Below are 23635 nucleotides of genomic sequence, written 5' to 3'. Positions count from 1 at the left end.
AAGGTTCCGCAGAATATCAGGTGCCTTCCCCCTCATAATGGGGAATTCTACGCAGAAACCCGATGCCGTGAACCGATCCAAGAGCGCGATGCCTGAAGGCAGACCCCATCATGACCCCCGGATTTTTAGCGCCCGGCCAGCGCTCACGACAACCGACCCATTGTTGACCTTGCCCACATAGCCGGTGCCCTTTGGGGCTTTTTCATTCTGGCTCTTGCTCAGCGGAAAGATCCGCCTCCCGGATGACGTAAGTACATCTGCGGCCACCCTGGATGATGTGCTCCGCGCGATGGATCGACACGGTAGGACCGAGTGCGGTTCCGAACATTTCCAGTTCGGCGCTGCAGAAACGACCGCAAGCTGCTGCCACCGGGCTGATCGGGCAATGGTTCTCGATCAACAGGAATGACCCGTCGTCTTCCTCCCGCCAATCAGCCATATAGCCTTCCTCGGAGCGCAATGCGGCCAGAGCGGCTACCCGGTCGCGCAGCAGATGCTTGCCGCCCAGCGCCTCCAGATATCGGCGCTGCGTCCCGCTCTCACGGACATTGATGATCATGTCGAGCGCCGACTCGCCCATGTGGGTGCGGATGATATCGAGCAGCTGCTCCGTCAGGCTGGCGCAAGTGTCGGGAAACCGCGACTGCGCCGCGGCGGTCAGGTCCCAACATTGTTGCGGCCGACCAACGCCTCTGGCCTCGCTTGTTGCAACGACGAGCTTCTGCTCCGCCAGGCGCATCAGTTGCTGGCGAGCCGCTTCGCCGGTGATCCCGAGCTTCTTGCCGATCGCAGCCGATGAGAGGCGACCCTGCAATTTGAGAGCCATCAATATGCGGTCGCCGGGCGTCCGCGTTGACCAGCCTGAATATTCCAACGTGGAGCTTGACATATTTGACGGTTTGGTTTTCAAAGCCATGAGTTGGAAAATATCCAAACTTGTCCGCATGCGCAAGTGTGGCTGAGAGTTCTAAAAAAGGGGGATCTTGAAGGTGGATCTGAACGGCTCCGCACCATCCAAACCCGTCGTCAGCACGCTAGGCGGGAAGGCCGAAGCATGACGGACTCGCTTCACGATATCCCTCCTCCGCTTCCGACCTCGCGCCCGCAAGGTCAAACCATCATTCTCACCGTCATCGTTCTGGCAGCGATACTGGGTGGCCTGTTTCTCTGGCGCACGGTGAAAAGCGGCCAAGCCCAGCATTGGCAACAGCAGGCCGTCCCGGTCGCCGTTGCGGTCGTTGCTCCGCGCGACATGCCCCTGTCTTTGAACGCCGTCGGCACACTTGCGGCGGTTCGCGAGGTAACGCTCTCGAGCGAGGTCGCGGGCCGGGTGTCGGCCATAAACTTCTCGGCCGGTTCCAACGTGCGGGCCGGGGCGCTTCTCGTGCAGTTGTTCGATGGGCCCGAACGCGCCGATCGCGAGGCCGCAAAAGCCAAGGCGGCGTTCAGCGGCATACAACTGGCCCGCTCGGAGCAACTTGCCCCGACGGGGGCCGAGCCGCGCGAATTGCTGCAACAGCGGCGAGCCGAGCGCGACCAGGCGATAGCTGCGGTGCGGCAAATCGATGCGCGCATGATCCAGAAGCAGGTCCGCGCGCCCTTTTCGGGCGAGATCGGCATCCGCCGCGTCAATCTGGGGCAGTTTATCAACCCCGGTGATCCCGTCGCAACGCTGACGGCGCTCGACTCTCTCTATGTCGAGTTCGCGATTCCCCAGCAGGAACTTGCGCGTCTGAAGCCGGGATCGACCGTATCCGTCACCAGCGATGCTTTTCCGGGCCGCACTTTCACCGCGCGAGTCAATGCCATCGAGCCACAGGTCGGCGCGGATACGCGCAACGTCACCGTGCAGGCGATCCTGCCGAATAGTGATCGGACGCTGCGCCCCGGCATGTATGTGACGGCTGGACTCACGCTGCCACCGCAGCAAGCTGTTCTCGTCGTGCCGGCAACCGCGATCCAAGCCTCGGCGCAGGGCGACAGCGTGATCGTCATCCGGGGCAAAAACGCCCGCACAGGCGGCAAGGCGGAGATCGTGCCGGTCCAGGCCGGCCGCCGCGTCGGTAACGATGTCGTGATCGACAAGGGCCTCCGCTCCGGTGACGTCGTCGTCGCGGATGGCCAGTTGCGCGTGCAGCCAGGCACCACGGTCAAGGTCGTCCGGGCCGTCCCGGCAGGGGTTCGCTGATATGGCGTTCACCGACCTTTTCATTCGCCGGCCGATCCTCGCGATCGTGGTCAGCCTGCTGATCCTGCTCGCCGGCCTGAGCGCGCTGTTCAACCTGCCGATCCGCCAATATCCCGGCATGGAAAGCGCGACGATCACGATCGACACGTCGTTGCCGGGCGCTTCACAAGAGGTGATGCACGGCTTCGTCACCACGCCGATCTCGCAGGCGATAGCCACGGCGAACGGCATCGAATATCTGACCTCGACCTCCAGCCAGGGCAAGAGCCAGATCCGGGCCAAGCTGGTCCTCAACGCCAATGCCGACCGTTCGATGACGGAGGTCCTCGCGAAGGTCCAGCAGGTCAAATACCGCCTGCCCGCGGGGACCACTGATCCGGTGATCTCCAAGATCACCGACGGCGCGTCGGCGATACAATATGTATCCTTCGCCAGCGACACGCTATCCGCGTCGCAAATGGCCGACTTCGCGACGCGGGTCGCCCAGCCTCTCATCACCTCCGTTCCCGGCGTCGCTTCGGCGGCGATCACGGGCGGCGCGCCGCTAGCGATGCGCATCTGGGTCGATCCGGTGAAGCTCGCCGCGCGCGGCCTGACCGCAAGCGACCTTGCCAATGCGCTGCGGGCGAACAATGTCCAGGCGGCGCCCGGACAGCTCAAGAGCGAAAGCACCGCGATCAACATCACGGCCGGCACCGATCTGCGCAGCGTCGATTCATTCCGCCAGATGGTGCTCAAGACCGGCCGGGACAATGTGGTGCGCATCGGCGATGTCGCGACCGTCGAGCTGGGTGGCCAGAATTATGATGGCAGCGCCCTTTCATCGGGCCGGCCCGGCGTTTCAATCGCCATATCCCCCACGCCCGATGGCAATCCGCTGGAGATCGTGCGCGCGGTCAAGGCGCTGATCCCCGACATTCAGCGCGTGGCGCCCCCCGGCCTCAAGGTTTCGAGCGGGTTCGACGTCGCGCAGTTCGTCGATGCATCCATTCAGGAAGTCGAACATACGCTGATCGAGGCGATCCTGATCGTGATCTTCGTGATCTTCCTGTTTCTGGGCACCTTCAGGGCCGTCATCATTCCGGTGGTCACGATTCCCCTGTCGCTGCTCGGCACGGCGGCGCTGATGCTGGCCTTTGGCTTTTCGCTCAACCTGCTCACCCTGCTCGCCATGGTGCTGGCGATCGGCCTCGTCGTCGATGACGCCATCGTCGTGGTGGAAAATATCCACCGCCACATCGAAGACGGCCTGTCGCCGCTCGATGCGGCGCTGGTCGGCGCGCGAGAGATCATCGGGCCGGTGATCGCCATGACCATCACGCTGGCTGCCGTCTACGCACCGATCGGCCTGATGGGAGGGCTTACGGGGGCGTTGTTCCGCGAGTTCGCCTTCACACTCGCCGGGTCCGTGATCGTATCGGGCGTGATAGCGCTCACCCTGTCGCCGATGATGAGCGGCATGTTGCTCAAGCCCAAGATTGGCGAAGGAAAACTGGCCCAGGCCGTCGAGCGCACGATGCACCGGGCGACCGAAACCTATGTCCGGCTGCTCGACAAGACCTTGGCGGCGCGCACGGCCGTGCTGATCGTCGGCATCACGGTCCTCGTAGCGATCGGGGTGCTGTTTGCCGGCTCCAAGAGCGAGTTGGCGCCCCAGGAGGACATGGGTTACGTTCTCGTCCAGACCAAGGCGCCGCAATATGCGAACGCCAGCTACACGGCACGATTCAACGCCGAGGTCGAGAGAATCTTCCACCAATTTCCTGAATATGCCGCCAGCTTCTTCGGAACCGGTGGCGAACAGGGCGCCAATGGTGGCTTCGGCGTCATCGTGATGAAGGACTGGGCCGATCGCACCCGCAATGCGGACCAGATTCAGGCGGAACTGACGGGCCGCACCGGCGCTGTCACCGGCGTCTACGCGACCGCCTTTCAGGCCAGCCCGCTTCCCGCCGGCAGCGGCGGCCTGCCGGTCCAGATGGTGATCCGATCGGCCGACGATTTTCCCGAAATCTATAAAAGCCTGGAAGCCATCAAGGGCGCTGCTTGGGGCAGCGGCCTGTTCGCCTTCGTCGACAGCGACCTCGCCTTCGACAGCCCGGAAGCCCACATCAGCATCGATCAGGCCAAGGCCGGTGAGATGGGCGTGACCATGGCCGAGATCGCCGACACGCTGGCCGTGCTGGTCGGCGAAAACTACGTCAACCGCTTCAACTGGCATGATCGCTCCTACGACGTCATCGCCCAGGTGCCGCAAGGCAAGCGCATCACCCCAGACAGTCTGGGCGAATTCTACGTCAAGGCCGCGTCGGGCAAGCTTGTCCCGCTGTCCACGGTCGCGAAAGTCGAAATCCGGTCGCAGCCCAACCGGCTGCCGCAGTTCAACCAGATGAACTCGGCCACGCTTTCGGCGGTGCTGCTGCCCGGCGTTACCATGGGCCAGGCCGTCGACTTCCTCAAAAGCCAGCCCCTGCCGCCGGGGACGACGGTCGACTGGCTGTCGAACAGCCGGCAATATGTGCACGAAGGCAATCAACTGACGATATCCTTCGCCTTCGCGCTGATCGTGATCTTTCTGGTGCTCGCCGCACAGTTTGAGAGCTTCCGCGATCCGCTGGTGATCCTCGTGACGGTGCCGCTGGCGGTCTGCGGCGCACTGGTGCCGCTGTATCTGGGCTTCACGACCCTCAACATCTATACTCAGATCGGCCTCGTCACGCTCATCGGCCTGATCTCGAAGCATGGCATCCTGATGGTCTCGTTCGCCAACGAAATGCAGCACACGCAGGGATGGGGCCGGGCGGAAGCGATCCGTCACGCCGCCGCGGTCCGCATGCGTCCGGTGCTCATGACGACCGCCGCCATGGTCGCGGGTCTCGTGCCGCTCCTGTTCGCGGCGGGCGCAGGCGCGAACAGCCGCTTCGCGATCGGCATCGTCGTTGTGATGGGCATGCTGGTCGGCACCCTGTTCACCCTATTCGTGCTGCCGACCGTCTACACCCTGCTCGCCGGCGACCACCGCTCGAAGCCGCAAAACCAGCCACCGCCCACCGACCGGCCCACAGCCGAAGGAGGGCTGGCTCATGCGTAAGTTCGCAGTCCTAGGCTTGATCGCGCCGCTGCTGGCCTCCGCCTGCGCCGTTGGCCCCGATTATCAACCGCCCAAGATGGCTCCAGCCACGGCCACGCCGTTCGTGACGAAGGGCGCCGGCTTCGACCCGGCGGCTCAACTGCCCGACGACTGGTGGCGCCTGTACCGCGACCCCGCGCTGGACGCTTTGGTCGAGCGCGCCTTGGTCGCCAATGCCGATCTGCGCGTCGCTGCCGCGAACCTCGCGCGGGCGCGTGCGGTGCTCGGCGAAGCCCGGACCGCGCGATTGCCGTCCACCACGCTCAATGGTGGCGTCACTTATGGCGATGGGGTCCAGGGGACGGGACAGACGGGCGTTGCGGGCAATCAGGGCGACGCGCAATGGTCGCAATCGGGTGGGCTATCGCTCGCGTGGGAGGTCGATCTGTTCGGCCGCGTCAGCCGCGCCATCGCAGCTGCGCGAGCGGACACCGAAGCCGTCGAAGCGGCGCGCGATGCGGTGCGCGTGACCGTCGCGGCCGAAACGACGCGCGCCTATGTCAATGCGTGCGCCTATGCCTATGCGATCGATGTCGCGCGGCAATCCTTCCAAACCAGCAGCGACAGTTTGCGGCTCGTCACGGCGCAGGAACGGGCCGGATCGGTCGGCAAGCTCGACGTGGAACGGGCGGGCGCGGCGGCGGCGACGGCGCGATCGGCTATCCCGGCCCTTGAAGGCCAGCGCCAGGTCGCGCTGTTCGAACTGGCGGCGCTGATCGGCACGACGCCGGGCGATATTCCCGAGGCTGCCCGCACCTGTTCGCAGGCGCCCGAACCGGCGGCGATCCTGCCGGTCGGAGACGGCGCCACCTTGCTCCGGCGTCGGCCGGATCTTCGTCAGGCGGAACGGCAACTCGCGGCCGATACGGCGCGGATCGGTGTTGCGACGGCGGATCTGTACCCCAAGGTCAGTCTGGGCGGGTCGGGCAACTTCTTCCGCAACGATATGCTGAGGGGCGGAGATTCCTTCTCCTTCTCGTTGGGGCCGCTCATCTCGTGGAGCTTCCCCAATATCGCGGTCGCGCGCGCGCGAATACGCCAGGCACAAGCGCAGGGCGACGCGTCGCTGGCGACGTTCGACGGGCGCGTGCTCAATGCGCTCAAGGAAGTCGAGCAGGCTCTGACGATCGTCGCCACCGAGCAGGATCGGCTCGGGTCGCTGCGCGAGGCGCAGCTGCGCGCCGGCGAGGCATACAGGCTCGCCGACCTGCGATACCGCGCGGGGTCCATCGGCTATCTGGACCTGCTCATTGCCCAGGCCGACATGCTTTCCGCCCGCAGCGCCTATGCCGGTTCCGTGCAGCGGCTCGCCTCAGCGCGGGTGGACCTGTTCAAGGCGCTGGGTGGTGGATGGCAGCATGGTCTGGAGGCCGAGCAGGCGTCGGCGATCCATTGAATGACAGACCGGCTGACGCGGACAGGGCCAGGCCGATACCCGAAGCATCGGTGGCCCCTCACCTTTTCAGTCACGCTCTCGCCCGTCAGCACCCATATATAGCTCGCTGCCGGTCTGCCGGAATATTTCGCTCATCTGGGCCATCCCTTGTTCGGCATCCTCCGCCGCAATGAAGCTGTCGGCCGGCTGGTTCTGCTTGGCCGCGAAGTCGCGCACTTCCTGCGTGATCTTCATCGAGCAGAATTTGGGGCCGCACATCGAGCAGAAATGCGCGGTCTTGGCGCCTTCGGCCGGCAGCGTCTGATCGTGATATTTTTCCGCCGTGTCCGGATCGAGCGACAGGTTGAACTGATCGCGCCAGCGGAATTCGAAGCGGGCACGGCTCAGCGCATCGTCCCGCACCTTCGCCGCCGGATGCCCCTTTGCAAGGTCGGCGGCATGGGCGGCGAGCTTGTAGGTGACGACCCCGACCTTCACGTCGTCCCGGTCGGGCAGGCCCAGATGCTCCTTGGGCGTGACGTAGCAAAGCATCGCCGTGCCATACCAGCCGATCATCGCCGCGCCGATGCCGCTGGTGATATGGTCATAGCCCGGCGCGATGTCGGTGGTCAGCGGCCCGAGCGTATAGAAGGGCGCCTCGCCGCACGCCTCAAGTTGCTTGTCCATATTCTGCTTGATCTTGTGCATGGGCACATGGCCCGGCCCCTCGATCATGACCTGTACATCCTGTTCCCAGGCGCGCTTGGTCAGTTCGCCCAGCGTATAGAGCTCGGCGAACTGCGCCTCGTCATTGGCGTCCGCGATCGAGCCGGGGCGCAGGCCGTCGCCCAGTGAATAGGCGATGTCATAGGCCTTCATGATCTCGGTGATCTCGTCGAAATGCTCGTAGAGGAACGACTCCTTGTGGTGCGCGAGGCACCATTTCGCCATGATCGACCCACCGCGCGACACGATGCCGGTGACCCGCTTCGCCGTCATAGGGATGTAGGGCAGGCGCACGCCGGCATGGATGGTGAAATAGTCGACGCCCTGTTCTGCCTGTTCGATGAGGGTGTCGCGGAAGATGTCCCAGGTCAGTTCTTCGGCAATGCCGCCAACCTTTTCGAGTGCCTGATAGATGGGGACCGTGCCGATCGGCACCGGCGAATTGCGCATGATCCATTCGCGGGTGTCGTGGATGTTCCGCCCCGTGGACAGGTCCATCACTGTGTCCGCGCCCCAGCGGATCGACCAGACGAGCTTGTCGACTTCGCTCGCCACGTCGGAGGCGACGGCGCTGTTGCCGATATTCGCGTTGATCTTGACCAGGAAATTGCGGCCGATCGCCATCGGCTCGGTTTCGGGATGGTTGATGTTTGACGGAATGATCGCGCGGCCCCGGGCCACTTCGTCGCGAACGAATTCCGGTGTCACATAGTCGGGGATCGATGCGCCCCAGTCCTGTCCGTCGCGCACATATTCCGCGAGGCGAGCGCGGCCCAGATTTTCGCGCTCTGCCACATATTCCATTTCGGGCGTGATGATGCCTCGACGGGCATAATGCATCTGCGACACGTTCATGCCCGACCTGGCGCGAAGCGGCCGGTTGACCGTGTTGGGAAAGGGCTGGACGCCGGCCGAACGGTCGGGGCCTTTCAGGCCGTTATCCTCAGGCTTGATAGTGCGCGCGTCATATTCTTCGACATCACCGCGGCCAATGATCCAGTCGCGGCGCAGCGCCGGCAGGCCGGCCATGATGTCGATGCGGGCATCGGGGTCCGAATAGGGGCCGGAGGTATCATAGACGCGCACCGACGGTTCGCCGCTGCCGGGTTCCAGATCGATTTCGCGCATGGCCACTTTGAGCGGCCCGACATGGATCTTGCGCGATCCCCGGATGGGGCCTGTGGTGACGCGCATTTCGGTGCGGGCGGGAATGTCGGCCATATGCTTTCCTTTCAGGCGATGACGGTAGCGCGGCCGGTAAGGCCGGCGAGGAAGAGGAGGATGCCGAGCAGGATCGAGAGGATCGCCCAGGCGCGGGTGAAGTGGAGCGACCAATGGCCGATCTTGATCAGCGGACCTGGAACGGCGAGCAGCAGCGCGCCTTCGATCAGCGCGACATAAGCGATCAGGCTGATGACGATGGCGAGCGGGTCCGTCCAGATGCTGTGGACAAGGACCAGTGCGGTGCCTACGGCAAAGACGGCAAAGCCCATCCCCATGACAAGGCCCGGCGAGCGTTCCAGATCGTCCATCATCGCCCGCCAACGGTCGGCCGCAGTGAGGCCGCCAATACCGATGACGATCATGTAGAGGCCGATCGCTTCGGCAAGGCGCAGGGTCAGGACGGAAATGGTGGTCATGGCAGTTCCGTCCTCCTCTTGGCGCGGTGGCGGAGGATGGGGCCCGGTTTGCCTGCACAAGCCGTCCCTCCCTACGCCGGTCTTATCCGGATCAGGTTCAGCGGGTCGCGGCCACGTCAGCCGCCTCTCAACCGCTTGTGAGCGGTCCCCCGGGGATGCAAAGCCGTGTAGCCGATTATGCGCCCCGGCGAAACCCGTTTCCACGGCTGGACAAAGCAGCGGCTTTTCCGCTTGATGAGCGGCGATGAAGCATCATGATCTGACGACGAAGGACGGCCGCAAGGCTCACCGCCACGAGATGCGCATGATCGCGGTGCGACCGCGCCGCTGGGGGTTGTGGCTGCTGACAGCAGGGTTTCTACTGCTGCTGGCGCCTTCCGCGCTGAATGTCCACAGCCTGTTCGGATTGTGGCCGCCCATGCTGGGCGCGATGGGCGTGATCGCCGCCGTGCCGCTGCTGACAGCGAGCGTGATGCTCAAGCGCCGCTATGTACGGCAGAAGGCTGTAGGACAGGCGATGGTGGGGCGGGTGAAGGAATGATGCCATTTTCCGCCATTTTGCGCCGAAGTTCACACCATATGCGCGCGCGTGCACGGGCGCGCGTAGCCGTCTGCCTGAAGGTTCCGACATTTCAAATACGGGGCGAGGATAGGCAGGTCGGACGGATGTAGGACAGGATAGAATCGGGTCTGAACAGGCAATAGGATGGTTTGCGCCCTGACCGTGGCGCGAAGGTTACGGTTTATGGATCGGGCGCGATGCGGTCAGGACCTCTTCAGACATCAGCTTCATTCCCGTCCTCGGCTGTATCGTCAGACGGCTGGTCGGTTCGGTTCGAACCCGGCCGTCACCGGTGGCGGCTGGAATTATCATCCCGGCAAGGGACTGTAGCGGGGACAACTCTTGCGCTGCTTCGCGAAAGCGCCGAAGTGAGCGGCATGACCCACAAGCATGTTACCGTCGGACCGAAATCCGCTCCTGTGACGATCGGCAACGACCTGCCCTTCGTGCTGATTTCCGGCCCCTGCCAGATCGAAAGCCGCGATCACGCCTTCATGATGGCGGAGCGGCTGTCGGAGATGGCGGCCCTGGCCGGCGTGCCCTTCATCTTCAAATCTTCCTTCGACAAGGCCAATCGGACGTCGGTGTCCGGGCAGCGGGGCATCGGTATCGATGCGGGACTGAAGATCCTGGCCGAAATAAGGGCGGCGTTCGGCTGCCCTGTCCTGACCGACGTGCATGAGGCCGGGCAGGTCACGGCGGCGGCCCAGGCCGTGGACATATTGCAGATCCCGGCCTTTCTGTGCCGCCAGACTGATTTGCTGGTCGCGGCAGGGCGAACCGGCGCGGCCGTCAATGTGAAGAAGGGCCAGTTCCTTGCGCCTTGGGACATGGCGGCGGTGGCGCAGAAGGTCGCCTCCACGGACAATGAGCGCATATTGCTGACCGAGCGCGGCGCCAGCTTCGGCTACAACACATTGGTCAGCGACATGCGGTCGTTGCCGGTGATGGCGCAGTCCGGCTATCCGGTCGTGTTCGACGCCACCCATTCGGTGCAGCAACCCGGTGGGCTCGGGTCAGCCTCTGGCGGGCAACGCGAATTTGCCCCGCTGTTGGCGCGCAGCGCGGTGGCCGCGGGCGTGGCCGCAATCTTTGCCGAGGCGCATGACGATCCCGACCGGGCGCCGTCGGACGGGCCGGTGATGCTGCCGGTGGAGTGGGTCGGCCCCTTGCTGGAGAAGCTGAAGGCGATCGACGGGGCGGTGAAAGGCTAAGCCCCCTCACCTCCCCGTTCGCCCTGTATCAGGGCCGGGTCTGGCCTGTTCCGCGCACGAGCCACTTGTAGGTGGTGAGGCCTTCAAGAGCGACCGGCCCCCGCGCATGAAGCCGGCCGGTGGAAATGCCAATCTCTGCCCCCAGGCCGAATTCCCCGCCGTCCGCAAACTGGGTGGAGGCGTTCCACATGACGATGGCGCTGTCGACCGCGTTCAGGAACCGCTCGGCCTTTTCCGCATCCTCGGTGATAATCGCGTCGGTATGGTGGCTGGCGTGGGCTGCGATGTGCGCCAGCGCTTCGTCGATGCCGTCGACCTGGCGGACCGAGACGATGGCATCGAGATATTCGGTATCCCAGTCTTCCTCGCTGGCCGGCTTTACGCGCGCGTCCATCGCCTGCACCGCGTCGTCGCCGCGGACTTCGCACTTCGCGTCGAGCAGAGCCTTCACGATCGCGGGCGCGTCCGAAAAGCCCCGGTCGATCAGCACCGTTTCGGTGGCGCCGCAAATGCCGGTGCGGCGCATCTTGGCGTTGACCACCAGCTTGCGCGCCATGTCGGAATCGGCCGCGCCGTCGACATAGCTGTGGTTGATTCCGTCCAGATGGGCGAGCACGGGAACGCGCGCTTCTTCCTGTACGCGCGCGACCAGGCTCTTGCCGCCCCGCGGCACGATGAGGTCGATATATTCGGCCGCCTTGAGCAGCGCGCCCACCGCGGCGCGGTCCGTCGTGGGGACCAGTTGCACGACATCGGCCGGCAGGCCGGCTGCGACGATTCCTTCGACCATGGCGGCGTGGATCGCGCGATTGCTTTCCCTGGCCTCGCTGCCGCCGCGCAGGATCACGGCATTGCCGGCGCGCAGGCAAAGGGCGGCGGCGTCGGCGGTCACATTGGGACGGCTTTCATAGATGATGCCGATCACGCCCAAGGGCACGCGCACGCGCGACAGTTCCATGCCATTGGGGCGGACCTGCCGGTCGATCACGCTGCCCAGCGGATTGTCGAGCGTCGCGACCTGGTCGACGCCTGCCGCCGTGGCGAGCACCCGGTCCTCGTCCAGCCGCAGCCTGTCGAGCAAGGCTGGCGACAACCCGTTGGCGGCCGCATTTTCCATGTCGCGCGCGTTGGCGGCGATGATCTGCGGCGCCTGATCCCGCAGGGCCTGCGCCGCCCGATGCAGCGCGTCAATCTTTTGCGCGTCGCTCGCGGTTGCCAGCACCAGCGCGGCCGCGCGGCCGCGGGCGCCCAGCGTAGCGATCAGCATTTCGGGGGTCTGGGCCAGGTCGTTCATGGGATCAATGCCTTTCGCCCGCGCCTTTAGCATGAAAGGGATGCACAGCGAAACGGCCAGATCGGTTCGGCTGGCGTTGGAACCCTCCGATCAGGCCGCCTGCGCCAGCGATTCCCTTTTTACCGCGCGAAAGATGCGGCAAGGCGGGATATTGCGCCACTCCATGCGCTGGTCGACAGCATCGAAATTGCCCAGCAGAAACTGGCGCACATAGGCGGAATATTGATAGACAAGGAAAGCGCCGTCGGGGCGCAGCGCCGCGCGCGTCTCGCCGCAGATATGCTCGCCAACGCCGTCGGGCAGGGTGGAAAAGGGAATGCCGGACAGGACATAATCCGCCTGCCTGTGCCCCGCTTCGGCGATGAACCGCCGCACATCCGCCGCCGACCCGTTCACCACCTTAAGCCGTGGATCATCGATCTGCGCTTCGAGAAACGCGACGAAATCAAGATTGAGGTCAATGGCGAGCAGGGTCGCATCCGGATGCAACCGGTCGAGAACGGGCCGAGTGAAGGTGCCAACGCCCGGGCCATATTCCACGAACAGGCGCGTATTATGCCAATCCACACCGTCGAGCATGCTCTCAACCAGGCTGGTCGAGGATGGGATGACCGATCCGATCATCCCCGGATGCTTGACGAACTGGCGGAAGAACATGGTCCACTGGGTCAGGAATGACGCCGACCGATCCTTATCACGCCGGCCTTGTTCAGTCTTCTTCACGGGAATGGAGGCCATCAACTCTCGCCTGTTTGCCTTGATCTGCGGGCGTTGCAAATAACCGCCCGCCTTGCAAGCCGCTTTGCAAAAAGGACCGAACGCCAAAGGCTCGATCCGGCAAACGAACGCACGAACAGGCGGATGGGTTCATCCGCCTGTTCGCCAGCCTTCGTCAGGATTCGCGCTCGCGCGCCCGCAACATGCCGGGCGACACGAAGCCGATCGGATCCATGCGCATGGCGCTCTGCTTCAGTTGCGCCTGGATCTGCTCATATTCACGCTCCATCTCCGGCGTGACGGATGCGCGAGTTTCCTCCAGAGCGGTCTCGAAATGCGCCTGGTTGACCTTTTCGACGGACAGCGACTGGCGCAGCGCGATCAGGCCGGCGCGGCGCACCAGGTCCTCAAGGTCCGCGCCGGTGAACCGTTCGGTCCGCTCCGACAGGATGTCGAGGTCGACGTCATCCGCCAGAGGCATCCTGCCGGTATGGATCTTCAGGATGCGCAGCCGCCCCGCGCGATCCGGAACTGGGACATAGATCAGTTCGTCGAAACGCCCCGGCCGCAGCAACGCCGGATCGATCAGCGTCGGCCGATTGGTAGCGCCGATCACGACCACCGATTGCAGTTCCTCCAGCCCGTCCATCTCGGCAAGGATCGTGTTCACAACCCGCTCCGTCACCGCCGGTTCACCCAGGCCACCGCCACGCGCCGGCACGAGGCTGTCCAGTTCGTCGATGAAGACGACCGTGGGAGCAACCTGCCTCGCGCGGGCGAAGAGGCGGGCGATCTGCTGCTCGCTCTCCCCATACCATTTGCTCAGCAGGTCCGACGACTTGGTGGCGATGAAATTGGCCTGCGCCTCGCGCGCGACGGCCTTCGCAAGCAGCGTCTTTCCGGTGCCCGGCGGACCATAGAGCAGGAAACCCTTGGCTGGCCGGATGCCGATGCGACGGAAGGCGTCCGGGTCCTTGAGCGGCAGTTCCACCCCTTCCTTGAGGCGCATCTGTGCGTCGTCCAGGCCGCCGATATCGGCCCAGCCGACGTTCGGCGCCTGCACCATCACCTCCCGCATGGCAGAAGGCTGGACGCGCTTGATCGCGGCCATGAAGTCCTCCCGCGTGACGGACAGTTCCTCCAGCACGTCGGACGGTATCGTCCCTTCTTCCAGATTGAGGCGCGGCATGAAGCGACGAACCGTCTCGATCGCCGCCTCGCGGGTCAGCGCGGCAAGGTCGGCGCCAACGAAACCGTAGGTCATCCGCGCGAGTTCACCCAGGTCCACGCCCTCCGCGGTCGGCATGCCCCGCGTGTGGATACCCAATATCTCGCGCCGACCGCGTTCGTCGGGAACGCCCACGACGATCTCCCGGTCGAAGCGGCCGGGCCGGCGCAGCGCCTCATCGATTGCTTCGGGACGGTTGGTGGCGGCAATCACGACCAGGTTCGTGCGCGGCTCCAGTCCATCCATCAGCGTCAGCAGCTGGGCGACCAGGCGCTTTTCCGTCTCGCCCGTCACCTGCCCCCGCTTGGGCGCGATCGAATCGATCTCGTCGATGAAGAGGATGGACGGCGCGGACTTCGCCGCCGCCTCGAAAATCTCGCGCAGCTGCTTTTCCGATTCGCCATAGGCCGATCCCATGATCTCAGGCCCGTTGATCAGGAAGAATTCCGCTTCCGATTCATTGGCGACCGCACGGGCAAGGCGCGTCTTGCCGGTTCCCGGCGGACCGTGGAGCAACACGCCCTTGGGCGGATCAACGCCCAGCCGCTCGAACAATTCGGGATAGCGCAACGGCAGTTCAACCATCTCCCGCAGCTGGTCGATAGCTTCCGCCATGCCCCCCACATCATCATAGGTGACATCGGCGCGGCGGGACTCCCGCGGCTCCTCATATTCCGCGCGCAATTCGATTTCGGTGTCGGCGTCGATCAGGACGATGCCCTTGGGCACGGTCGACACCACCACTAGCCGAATCTCCTGCAGCGCATAGGCGGGCGCAGCCAGCATCTGCCGCAACTGCGCGGGCATGTCGCTGGGCGGCACCTGCTGCTGGCCGGCCGTCGCGACAACATCGCCGGCCGCGAGCGGACGCTGGAAGAATACGCGCTTGAGCGCCTCGGGATTGCCCTGAAGACGCAGATTATTTTGTGCGGGCGCGAAGATGACCCGTTGCGCCTGACGCGGATCAACCTTTTGTATGTGGACGAAGTCGCCAGAGCCTGCGCCTGCATTGGCGCGCTGCAGGCCATCCAGCCTCAATACGTCCAGGCCTTCATCTTCCTTGTAGGGGCGCACGACGCGTGCGGGGGTGGAGCGCTTCCCGACAATCTCGATGACGTCGCCCTCGGCGAGAGTCATCTCCGCCATCACCTGGAGAGGTAGCCGCGCCAAACCGCGCCCGGCATCCTCCGGCCGTGCATTCGCGACCTGAATCCTGCGCCCCGCTCTTTCTTGTTCTGCCATCGCCATCCCCATTCTCGTCACCGCATAACGAGATAGGAAACGTTGGAGCGCATGGAAAGGGCTCGAAACATGTCGTTGCCGGAAACAAAAAAAGGGCCGACCCAAAGGGCCAGCCCATGAAAGTTTTAGGAGAGGATGCCTGAAAGGCCTTCCCTATGTGCACAGCAGCATGTATCTTCGCAACTGCAAAAAAAATCCAGTGAGTTGCATTTTTTGCATCTTGTCAGTTGATATATTGTCCTGATGCGTAAACAGAGGGCAGGAAATGCCCGATGCCAAGGGGTTGCCAATGATGATGTTTTGCGCCGGACCTGCTGATCGACACTGACTGTCATGCGCAGATTGCCCCCTCTTACCGCCCTTGAGGCATTTGTTCAGGTGGCGCGTCTTGGATCAGTCAAGGCGGCGGCGGAAGAACTCGCGCTTTCAACGCCGGCGCTCAGCCGCCGTGTTCAGGCGCTGGAACGGTTCATCGGCAAGCCGCTGTTCGACCGCAAACACCAGGCGCTGGAAATCAATGCAGACGGGCAACGCCTGCTTGACGAGATCGCGCCCGCGCTTGATTCGCTTAGCCAGGCGCTGGAGAACATACAGAGTGGTGGCAACCAGCTCCGCCTGCGCCTGGCGGTGATGCCCCTGTTTGCGATGCAGCGACTATTCCCTCATTTGGGTGCGCTGCGTCAGCGGCATCCCCAGCTTCATATTGATATCGAAACAACCCCTTATGCGGTGGCGCGGTTGGGGGAAGGCCTGGATGCCGCGATCGTGCTCGCGAAGGATGTCGACCCGGCGCTATATGTCCACGAGCTCGACCAGGACGAGGTGTATCTGATCGGACGCAAGGCGCTGCTGGAGCCACCGCATGCGCTCACGTCGCCCGTGGACCTTGCCCATCACACCATATTGCTTCACCGCGACATGGGGCAGGCTTTCGACGCCTTTAAGGAAGCGGTGGGCGTTCCCGACCTTCAGCCGCTTGCGATCGACAATTATGACTCGGGCCAGTTGATCCTCGAAGCAGCGGCTCAGGGCCTGGGCGTGGCGGTGATGCACGCCAGCCATTTCAAGGATGCCGAGGATGCACGGCTGGTGCGCCTGTTTCCGGAGACCAAGGTGGCAAGCCCTTACCGCTACTTCTTTGTTTGCCGACCGCGCGCTCTGCAGACCCGGGCAGTGCGAATTTTCCGGGATTGGCTGATCGCCGCCGACCTGTAATGCGCCAATAAGGCAAGCGTCAGAGCAGCTTGTCTTTTTTTGCTCATCAGCCTCTTAACCGAGATTGGGTCGCGCCGTTATACCGGGTTATGACTGGGGCATCATCATCCGCGAACGCGCAACATGGCCTGACCGACCGGCTGACCCGCTGGGCCAGGGGCCTGTCCGGCAAGGACACCGACGAAAAACATGGCGAGGAGGCCGGGCCGCAACGCCCCCGCGCGGGCAGCGTCGCCCATCGCGAGGTCAATCGTCGCCGCAAGCTGTACAATGACATCGGCGATTTCCTCTTTGCCCATGATCTGGACCTGACACCGCTCAACTTCGGCGTGGCGCACGACTATCTCGCGGGCGCCCATATCGGCGTGGAAAAGGCGATCGCCGCTGTCCTGGCCGAGCGGGGCAAGCTCAACAACGGCACGGTCGAGGCCATCATCGCCGAGCAGCGATCTGACGAGGTGACGCCCGAGGCGCTGGCGACGATGCTCGACAAGGTCGAACAGAATCTGTCCGAATTCACCGGCCTGATGACCGAGTCACGCAATTCGGCGAAATATTATGGCGCCGCCCTGCAGGAAGAAGTCAAAGGCCTGGCCGCCGGTGCCGACAGTGAGCCGGTGCTGACGCGGCTGGTCGCCCTCACACGGTCAATGGTGGAAAAAACCCGCCAGGTCGAGACCCAGCTGCGGCAGAACCAGAAGCAGAACCATGCACTCAGATCCAGCCTGGCCACCGCCCGGCGGGCGGCCGAACATGACCATCTGACGGGTCTGCCCAACCGTCGCGCGTTCGAAGGGACGCTGCGCGACGAGGTAGCGCTGGCCCGAAAGGAAGGACAGTCGCTTGCCGTGGCTTTTTGCGACATCGATCATTTCAAGCTGATCAACGACACGCATGGCCACGACACGGGGGATCGGGTCCTGAAGTTCGTTGCCGGCATGCTGGCCAAGGTCAGCGACGACCAGTGCCACGTCGCCCGTCATGGCGGCGAGGAATTTGTCATGCTGTTTCGCGGCAAGACGGCCGCCGAAGCCTGCGAGGCGGTCGACGGCGTCCGTGCGGATCTTTCGACGCGCAGCCTGGTTAACCGCACCAATGGCGAACGGATGGAGCGCGTCAGCTTTTCAGCGGGCGTCGCCAATGTGCTTGTCTATGATGACCCCCGCGCCGCGCTGAAGGCGGCGGACCGGGCTTTGTATCTGGCCAAGGAACATGGCCGCAACAGGGTCTATCTGGCGGCGGAAGAGGATTGACGACAAGTCGCTTCCGAAGGGAAACGGCCTGAGGAAAGTCGGCATATCCGCCGTCAGAAATCGGGCTTTTCATAATGCGGCGGAGGGGTGATCACCTCCATCCTCTCTGACAGCAACGGCCGGAAGGACGGGCGCGACTTGAAGCCGGCATACCAGCGCTTCACCGTCTCATGCCCCGCCCAGTCGATGCCGCCCAGATAGTCCGCGACGGAGAGATGCGCGGCGGCCGCGATATCGGCCAGGCTCAGCGTACCGCCCGCCATCCAGCTGCGATGGTCGAGCAGATAGTCCATATAGTCCATATGGACATTGGCCCGTTTCATCGCTTCGCGCAGGACGCGGGCATCCGGCGGCGCGCGTTCGATCAGGCGCTTCTTCATTCGCTCGTGCAGCAACGGCCCAACCACGTCGCCGTAGAAATTCTGATCGAAAAACGCCGTCAGCCGCCGTACTTCCGCCCGCCCGAAAGCGGTGCCGGAAATGAGCGGGAATTTTTCGACCGTTTCCTCGAAATATTCGCAGATCGCCTGACTGTCGATCAGGGTGACGCCTTTTTCCTCATCCACCATCACCGGCGTGGTGCCGGCGGGATTGAGGTCGAGAAATTCGTCGCGCGCTTCCCACGGCGATTCGCGCACGAGGTCGTAGCCCACCCCCTTTTCGCCGAGCAGCAGACGGACCTTGCGGGAAAAGGGACAGAGCGGAAATTGGAAAAGTCGCCACATATACCTTCCTGTTACGGCCAGCGGAGGCCGTCGAAAAGCGGCAAATGGGATGATGGTGCTTAATCTCCCGACGATATCGGCGGAAACTGTGGCGGCCGTCGCAGGATCGGGCTTCCGGCGGTCGCCCCGAGCCTCTACAACGCGCGCAAAGCGAAGACTTCGCACAGGAAAGGATGCTCCAAATGTCCGACGATTTTTTCCCGGTTCCTTCTGACTGGGCGGCGTCCGCGCTGTTGGACCGGGAGGGGCGGGCGGAAAATTACCGGCGCTCGATCGACGATGCGGACGCCTACTGGCTGGAGCGCGCGCAGCGGCTGGATTGGCAGAAGTTCCCGACCCGGACGAATGAAAGCAGCTTCCATGAGGCCGATTTCGGGGTGAAGTGGTTCGCCGACGGCGTGCTCAACGTAAGCGCCAACTGCATCGACAGGCATCTGGAAACGCGCGGCGACCAGACGGCGATTATCTGGGAACCGGATTCGCCGGATGAAGAACCGCGCCGCTACAGCTACAGGCAGGTGCATGAGGAAGTCTGCCGCTTCGCCAACGTCCTGAAATCTGCCGGAGCGAGGAAGGGCGACCGGATCACCATCTACTTGCCGATGATCCCGGAGGCCGCTTTCGCTCTGCTCGCCTGCGCCCGCATCGGCGCGATCCATTCGGTGGTGTTCGGCGGCTTTTCGCCCGAGGCGCTGGCCGGGCGCATCATCGACTGCGATTCGACGCTGGTCGTCACCGCGGACGAAGGCCGACGCGCGGGCAAGAAAGTCCCCCTGAAGGCCAATGTCGACGCGGCGCTGAAGGAATGTCCGGGCGTCGAGAAGGTCGTGGTCGTCCAGGCGACGGGCGGCGCCATCCCCATGACCCAGGGTCGCGACCTCTGGCTGCACGAGGAAGCGGCCAGGGTGCCGGCGGACTGCCCGCCTGAACCCATGAATGCCGAGGACCCACTGTTCATCCTCTATACCTCCGGGTCCACCGGCAAGCCCAAGGGTGTGCTGCACACGACCGGCGGCTATCTGCTGTGGGCCAGCCTGACGCATGAACTGTGCTTCGATTATCGGCCAGGCGACATCTACTGGTGCGCCGCCGACATCGGCTGGGTCACCGGCCATAGCTATATCGTCTACGGGCCGCTGGCGAATGGGGCGACGACGCTGATGTACGAAGGCGTCCCCAATTACCCCACGCCCAGTCGCATCTGGGAAGTCGTCGACCGGCACCAGGTACAGACCATCTTCACCGCGCCGACGGCGTTGCGCGCACTGATGAAGGAGGGCGACACGTTCGTCACCCGGACGAGCCGCAAGTCGCTGCGCCTGCTGGGCACCGTGGGCGAGCCGATCAATCCCGAAGCGTGGCGCTGGTATCATCATGTCGTGGGCGAGGATCGCTGCCCCATCATCGACACCTGGTGGCAAACCGAAACGGGCGCGGCCATGATCGCGCCGATGCCCGGCGCCACCGACCTGAAGCCAGGCTCCGCGACGCTGCCTATGCCCGGCGTTGTTCCGCAGATTGTCGATGGCGAAGGCCATGTGCTGGACGGCGCGGCCGAGGGGAATCTAGTGATCGCGCGGAGCTGGCCCGGGCAGATGCGCACCGTCTGGGGCGATCATGATCGCTTCTTCCAGACCTATTTCACCACCTTTCCCGGCAAATACACGACCGGCGATGGCGCCCGGCGCGATGCGGACGGCTATTACTGGATTACCGGCCGGGTCGACGACGTCATCAATGTGTCGGGCCATCGCATGGGCACGGCCGAGGTGGAAAGCGCGCTCGTCCTGCACGAAGCGGTGGCGGAGGCGGCGGTGGTCGGCTTTCCCCACGACATCAAGGGCCAGGGCATCTATGCCTATGTGACGCTCAATTCCCATGAGGAACCGAGCGATGACCTGCGCAAGACCCTGATCAACTGGGTCCGCAGCGAAATCGGACCGATCGCGACTCCCGATGTCATCCAGTTCACCCCCGGCCTGCCCAAGACGCGGAGTGGCAAGATCATGCGCCGCATCCTGCGCAAGATCGCCGAAGGCGACGTAACGCCCCAGGCTCTGGGCGACACAAGCACGCTTGCAGACCCATCCGTGGTGGACAATCTGATCGCCAATCGTCAGGGGTAGGTGGTTGCAGGCTCAGGAGAAGCCCATGGAAAGATATAGTCTAGTCGCCCGCACACTGCACTGGATCATGGCGATCCTGATCCTCTTCAACCTGTGGCTGGGTATCGCCCACGATTCCCTGCCCAAGAACTGGCAGGTCATGCCCGTCCACAAATCAGTGGGCCTGACGGTGCTGGCCCTCGCGGCGGCGCGACTGATCTGGCGGCTGACGCATCGGCCAACGCCCCTGCCCGACGCGCTGCCCGCCTGGGAAAGGGGAGCTGCCAAGGCGACCCATTATGCTTTCTATGCTTTCATGCTCCTGGTGCCCCTGTCCGGTTGGATCATGACCTCCGCCGGAAGCCGACCGTTAAGCTGGTTCTTCCTGTTCGATGTCCCCAAGTTCGCCGTATCGAAGGGCGACGCCATCGTCGGCATTTCGGGCGAAACGCATGAGATATTGGGCTATCTATGGATCGCCCTTCTGATCCTGCATGTCGCCGCGGCGCTCCGGCATCATTTCATCCTGAAGGATGGCGTGTTGCGGCGGATGCTCTGATAGACGCGGCAGGGGCCGCCACAACAGCCCCACGCCCGGCGAGCTATACCAGCTCGCCGATCAACAGCCTGGGCAGCGCCCCCGACTCGCCCCGCGCCTCGGCCATGAAGCGGTTCTTGAGAACCGGGGTGCGCTGCACCGCAGCCAATCCCGCGCGCCGCACCCATGAGGGGAGACGACCAGGCACGTCGAACAGACGGACGAGCCCGTCCATCGCCACACTGGTCATCATCGCATCAAGGCCGCGCCATCTCTGGTAACGCGTCAGAAGCTGCGCATCGCCCGGATCCAGACCAAGGCGCATCCCCTCGACTATCACCTCCACCAGCGCGGCGACGTCGCGGAAGCCAAGGTTCAGCCCCTGCCCCGCGATGGGATGGATGGCATGCGCGCTGTCTCCTACCAGCGCGAGACGCGTGTCGGTAATCCGCGCGGCATGGTGAAAGCCCAGCGGATAGGAGGAGCGTGGGCCGGCAAGCCTGATTTCGCCCAGAAAGCCGCCGATCCGCTTCTGCGCTTCGGCCAGCCAGCCGCGTTCTGACAATTTCAGCATGGCCGGCGCCTGGTCGGCAGGGACGGTCCAGACAACCGCCGATCGCGTACCCGGCAGCATCGGCAGCAGCGCAAAGGGACCGCCGGGGTAGAAGATTTCATAGGCCGTGTTGGCGTGAGGGACCTCATGGTCGATCGCAGACACCATGGCGACATGCTTATATTGCCAGCGGGTCGTGCGGATGCCTGCCGCCTCGCGAGTAGGGCTGTTGCGGCCTTCTGCCGCGACCAGCAGCGCGCCGTGCAGCACCTCCCCGCTTGCGAGCGTCAGCGTGACGCCATCGGCATTGCGCTCGACCTCTATGGCATGATCGGGTTGAAAGCGGGTCAGATGGGTCGCTTGCCCGGCCGCTTGCGCCAGCGCCACGCGCAGGTCGCGATTGGGAAACATCGTTCCCATCACGCCATCGTCCTCGTCCGGCATGAAGTCGAGCGCACCCGGCTCCAGCCCGTCGCTGACCCAGATGCGATCGATCGGGCACCCCTTGCCATCCAGCCAAGGCGTGACGCCGATTGCCGAGAGCATCGCGTAGCTCGTGGAACTGATAGCCGATACGCGACCGTCAAAGCCGCTGGCCGTGGTTTCGACCGGATCAGCCGGGTCGATCACGGCGCAGCGCACTCCATGCCCCGAAAGGGCGATGGCCAGGGTCAGCCCGACCAGGCCCCCGCCCAAGATGACGACGTCAAAGCGTTGCATATGGCTCTTCTAGGCGGTCGCGGCCGGATTGGGAAGCGCGGGCTTGGACCCAGTTCCGCCTGACCGGACATCAGGGACGATGTCTCGTCAGATCCTGCGTAGCCAGCCCGCCGGGTCCGTCACGGTGCCGCGCTGGATACCGGTGAGTTCAGCGCGCAGCTGTTCGGTGACGATGCCGCCTTCGCCATTGCCGATGGTGAAGCCGCCATCCTTGCTCTTGACCGTACCAATCGCCGTCACGACCGCAGCGGTGCCGCAGGCGAACGCCTCCCGCAGTTTGCCGCTCGCCGCGTCGGCGCGCCATTGGGCGAAGCTGTAGGCTTCCTCGCGCACATCATGCCCCCTGGCGCGGGCGAGCGCGATGATGCTGTTGCGGGTGATGCCGGGCAGGATGGTACCGCTGAGCGGCGGGGTCACGATCGACCCATCATCCATCACGAAGAAGACGTTCATGCCGCCCAGTTCCTCGACCCACTCATGCTCGGCGGCATCGAGGAAGACGACCTGGTCGCAACCCTGGGCGATCGCTTCGGACTGTGCGATCAGGCTGGCGGCATAGTTGCCGCCGCACTTGGCCGCGCCCGTGCCGCCCTGGGCCGCGCGGGTATAATGTTTGGAAACCCATAGGGTGACCGCCTTCTTCCCGCCCTTGAAATACGCGCCGGCGGGCGAAGCGATGACGCAGAAGATATATTCGTTCGCCGGGCGCACCCCCAGGAACGTCTCGCTCGCGAACATGAAGGGCCGCAGATACAGGCTCCCCTCACCGCCCGGAATCCAGTCGGCGTCGATCTTCACCAGCGCTTCGACCGCTTCGAGGAAAATATCATCGGGGAGCACCGGCATCGCCATCCGTTCGGCCGATTCGGCGAAGCGGCGGGCATTTTCCTCCGGCCGGAACATGGCGATGCTGCCATCTTCCAGCCGATAGGCCTTCATGCCTTCGAAGATTTCCTGGGCATAATGCAGCACGGCGCAGGCCGGATCGAGCTGGAAAGGTTCGCGCGGACCCACGCTGTGGCTGTGCCATCCCTGCCCCTCGGTATAGCGGATCGTCACCATGTGATCGGTGAAGAGGCGGCCAAAGCCGGGGTCCGTCAGCAATAGCGCGCGCTGGTCCGCCGCGACAGCCTTGCTGCTGCGAGTGACGGTGAAGCGCGACTTCTGCTGGACGTCCATGATCATGTGCTCCTTTGGGACGGTCGCCTAT

Annotated in this window: 18 protein-coding genes and 1 riboswitch; of the genes, 9 read left to right on the top strand and 9 right to left on the bottom strand. The window is 64.0% G+C overall.

Annotated elements, in window-relative coordinates; genetic code table 11:
- Positions 1–202: 202 nt before the first annotated feature.
- Complete coding sequence (locus AAC640_RS08495; RefSeq protein WP_340265687.1) at positions 203–889, bottom strand: helix-turn-helix transcriptional regulator; 687 nt, start codon at positions 887–889, stop codon at positions 203–205.
- A 165-nt stretch (positions 890–1054) separates the two neighbouring features.
- Between AAC640_RS08495 and AAC640_RS08490 the strand changes: the two genes are divergently transcribed.
- From AAC640_RS08490 to AAC640_RS08480, 3 genes are read left to right on the top strand one after another with little or no spacing between them, the layout of a single operon-like run.
- Entirely contained in the window at positions 1055–2188 is a 1134-nt protein-coding gene (locus AAC640_RS08490) for an efflux RND transporter periplasmic adaptor subunit (protein ID WP_340265686.1), read from the top strand.
- Position 2189: 1 nt separating this feature from the next.
- A complete protein-coding gene (locus AAC640_RS08485) occupies positions 2190–5279 on the top strand; it encodes an efflux RND transporter permease subunit (RefSeq protein ID WP_340265685.1) in 3090 nt (1029 codons plus the stop codon).
- Positions 5272–6714, top strand: coding sequence for an efflux transporter outer membrane subunit (locus AAC640_RS08480; RefSeq protein WP_340265684.1), 1443 nt, complete (start codon positions 5272–5274; stop codon positions 6712–6714). Before AAC640_RS08485 ends, AAC640_RS08480 begins: the two co-directional genes overlap by 8 nt.
- Positions 6715–6780: 66 nt before the next feature.
- On the opposite strand, the gene thiC is transcribed toward AAC640_RS08480, so the two are convergent.
- Positions 6781–8640 (bottom strand): phosphomethylpyrimidine synthase ThiC, encoded by a 1860-nt coding sequence (gene thiC / locus AAC640_RS08475; RefSeq protein ID WP_340265683.1) that lies wholly within the window; start codon positions 8638–8640, stop codon positions 6781–6783.
- 11 nt (positions 8641–8651) lie between these two features.
- On the bottom strand, positions 8652–9059 hold the full coding sequence (locus tag AAC640_RS08470; protein WP_340265682.1) for a DUF2065 family protein: 408 nt from the start codon (positions 9057–9059) through the stop codon (positions 8652–8654).
- A gap of 51 nt (positions 9060–9110) precedes the next feature.
- Positions 9111–9221, bottom strand: a riboswitch (TPP riboswitch).
- Between the two features lie 82 nt (positions 9222–9303).
- On the opposite strand from AAC640_RS08470, the gene AAC640_RS08465 reads away from it, so the two are divergent.
- Together AAC640_RS08465 and kdsA are read left to right on the top strand one after the other, a co-directional pair.
- The gene (locus AAC640_RS08465) at positions 9304–9600 is read left to right on the top strand and encodes a hypothetical protein (RefSeq protein ID WP_340265681.1); all 297 of its coding nucleotides are present in this window, start codon (positions 9304–9306) and stop codon (positions 9598–9600) included.
- 398 nt (positions 9601–9998) lie between these two features.
- On the top strand, positions 9999–10835 hold the full coding sequence (gene kdsA, locus AAC640_RS08460) for a 3-deoxy-8-phosphooctulonate synthase (protein WP_340265680.1): 837 nt from the start codon (positions 9999–10001) through the stop codon (positions 10833–10835).
- A 28-nt stretch (positions 10836–10863) separates the two neighbouring features.
- Here kdsA and AAC640_RS08455 read toward each other — a convergent pair whose 3' ends face one another.
- From AAC640_RS08455 to AAC640_RS08445, 3 genes are all read right to left on the bottom strand, one after another.
- Entirely contained in the window at positions 10864–12129 is a 1266-nt protein-coding gene (locus AAC640_RS08455; RefSeq protein ID WP_340265679.1) for a glutamate-5-semialdehyde dehydrogenase, read from the bottom strand.
- A 90-nt stretch (positions 12130–12219) separates the two neighbouring features.
- Complete coding sequence (locus AAC640_RS08450) at positions 12220–12867, bottom strand: class I SAM-dependent methyltransferase (RefSeq protein WP_340265678.1); 648 nt, start codon at positions 12865–12867, stop codon at positions 12220–12222.
- A 154-nt stretch (positions 12868–13021) separates the two neighbouring features.
- Entirely contained in the window at positions 13022–15316 is a 2295-nt protein-coding gene (locus AAC640_RS08445) for a CDC48 family AAA ATPase (RefSeq protein ID WP_340265677.1), read from the bottom strand.
- A 333-nt stretch (positions 15317–15649) separates the two neighbouring features.
- Here AAC640_RS08445 and AAC640_RS08440 point away from each other — a divergent pair, with 333 nt between their 5' ends.
- Positions 15650–16531 (top strand): LysR substrate-binding domain-containing protein, encoded by an 882-nt coding sequence (locus AAC640_RS08440; protein WP_340265676.1) that lies wholly within the window; start codon positions 15650–15652, stop codon positions 16529–16531.
- Between the two features lie 89 nt (positions 16532–16620).
- Positions 16621–17784, top strand: a complete 1164-nt coding sequence (locus AAC640_RS08435; protein ID WP_340265675.1) for a GGDEF domain-containing protein — start codon at positions 16621–16623, stop codon at positions 17782–17784.
- Between the two features lie 53 nt (positions 17785–17837).
- On the opposite strand, the gene AAC640_RS08430 is transcribed toward AAC640_RS08435, so the two are convergent.
- Positions 17838–18509, bottom strand: a complete 672-nt coding sequence (locus tag AAC640_RS08430; protein ID WP_340265674.1) for a glutathione S-transferase family protein — start codon at positions 18507–18509, stop codon at positions 17838–17840.
- A 182-nt stretch (positions 18510–18691) separates the two neighbouring features.
- Between AAC640_RS08430 and acs the strand changes: the two genes are divergently transcribed.
- Both acs and AAC640_RS08420 read left to right on the top strand, forming a co-directional pair.
- Positions 18692–20635, top strand: coding sequence for an acetate--CoA ligase (gene acs, locus AAC640_RS08425; protein WP_340265673.1), 1944 nt, complete (start codon positions 18692–18694; stop codon positions 20633–20635).
- Positions 20636–20660: 25 nt separating this feature from the next.
- Complete coding sequence (locus tag AAC640_RS08420; RefSeq protein WP_340265672.1) at positions 20661–21173, top strand: cytochrome b; 513 nt, start codon at positions 20661–20663, stop codon at positions 21171–21173.
- A 43-nt stretch (positions 21174–21216) separates the two neighbouring features.
- Here the strand turns inward: AAC640_RS08420 and AAC640_RS08415 are convergent, their stop codons facing one another.
- Together AAC640_RS08415 and AAC640_RS08410 are read right to left on the bottom strand one after the other, a co-directional pair.
- Positions 21217–22425 carry an FAD-dependent monooxygenase gene (locus tag AAC640_RS08415; protein ID WP_340265671.1) on the bottom strand — a complete coding sequence of 403 codons (1209 nt, stop codon included), beginning with the start codon at positions 22423–22425 and terminating at the stop codon, positions 21217–21219.
- Between the two features lie 87 nt (positions 22426–22512).
- On the bottom strand, positions 22513–23604 hold the full coding sequence (locus tag AAC640_RS08410; protein ID WP_340265670.1) for a branched-chain amino acid aminotransferase: 1092 nt from the start codon (positions 23602–23604) through the stop codon (positions 22513–22515).
- Between the last annotated feature and the right edge of the window lie 31 nt (positions 23605–23635).

The sequence above is a fragment of the Sphingobium mellinum genome (genome assembly GCF_037860795.1).
GTDB lineage: Bacteria > Pseudomonadota > Alphaproteobacteria > Sphingomonadales > Sphingomonadaceae > Sphingobium > Sphingobium mellinum.
This window is presented reverse-complemented; position numbering and strand designations above follow the sequence as displayed.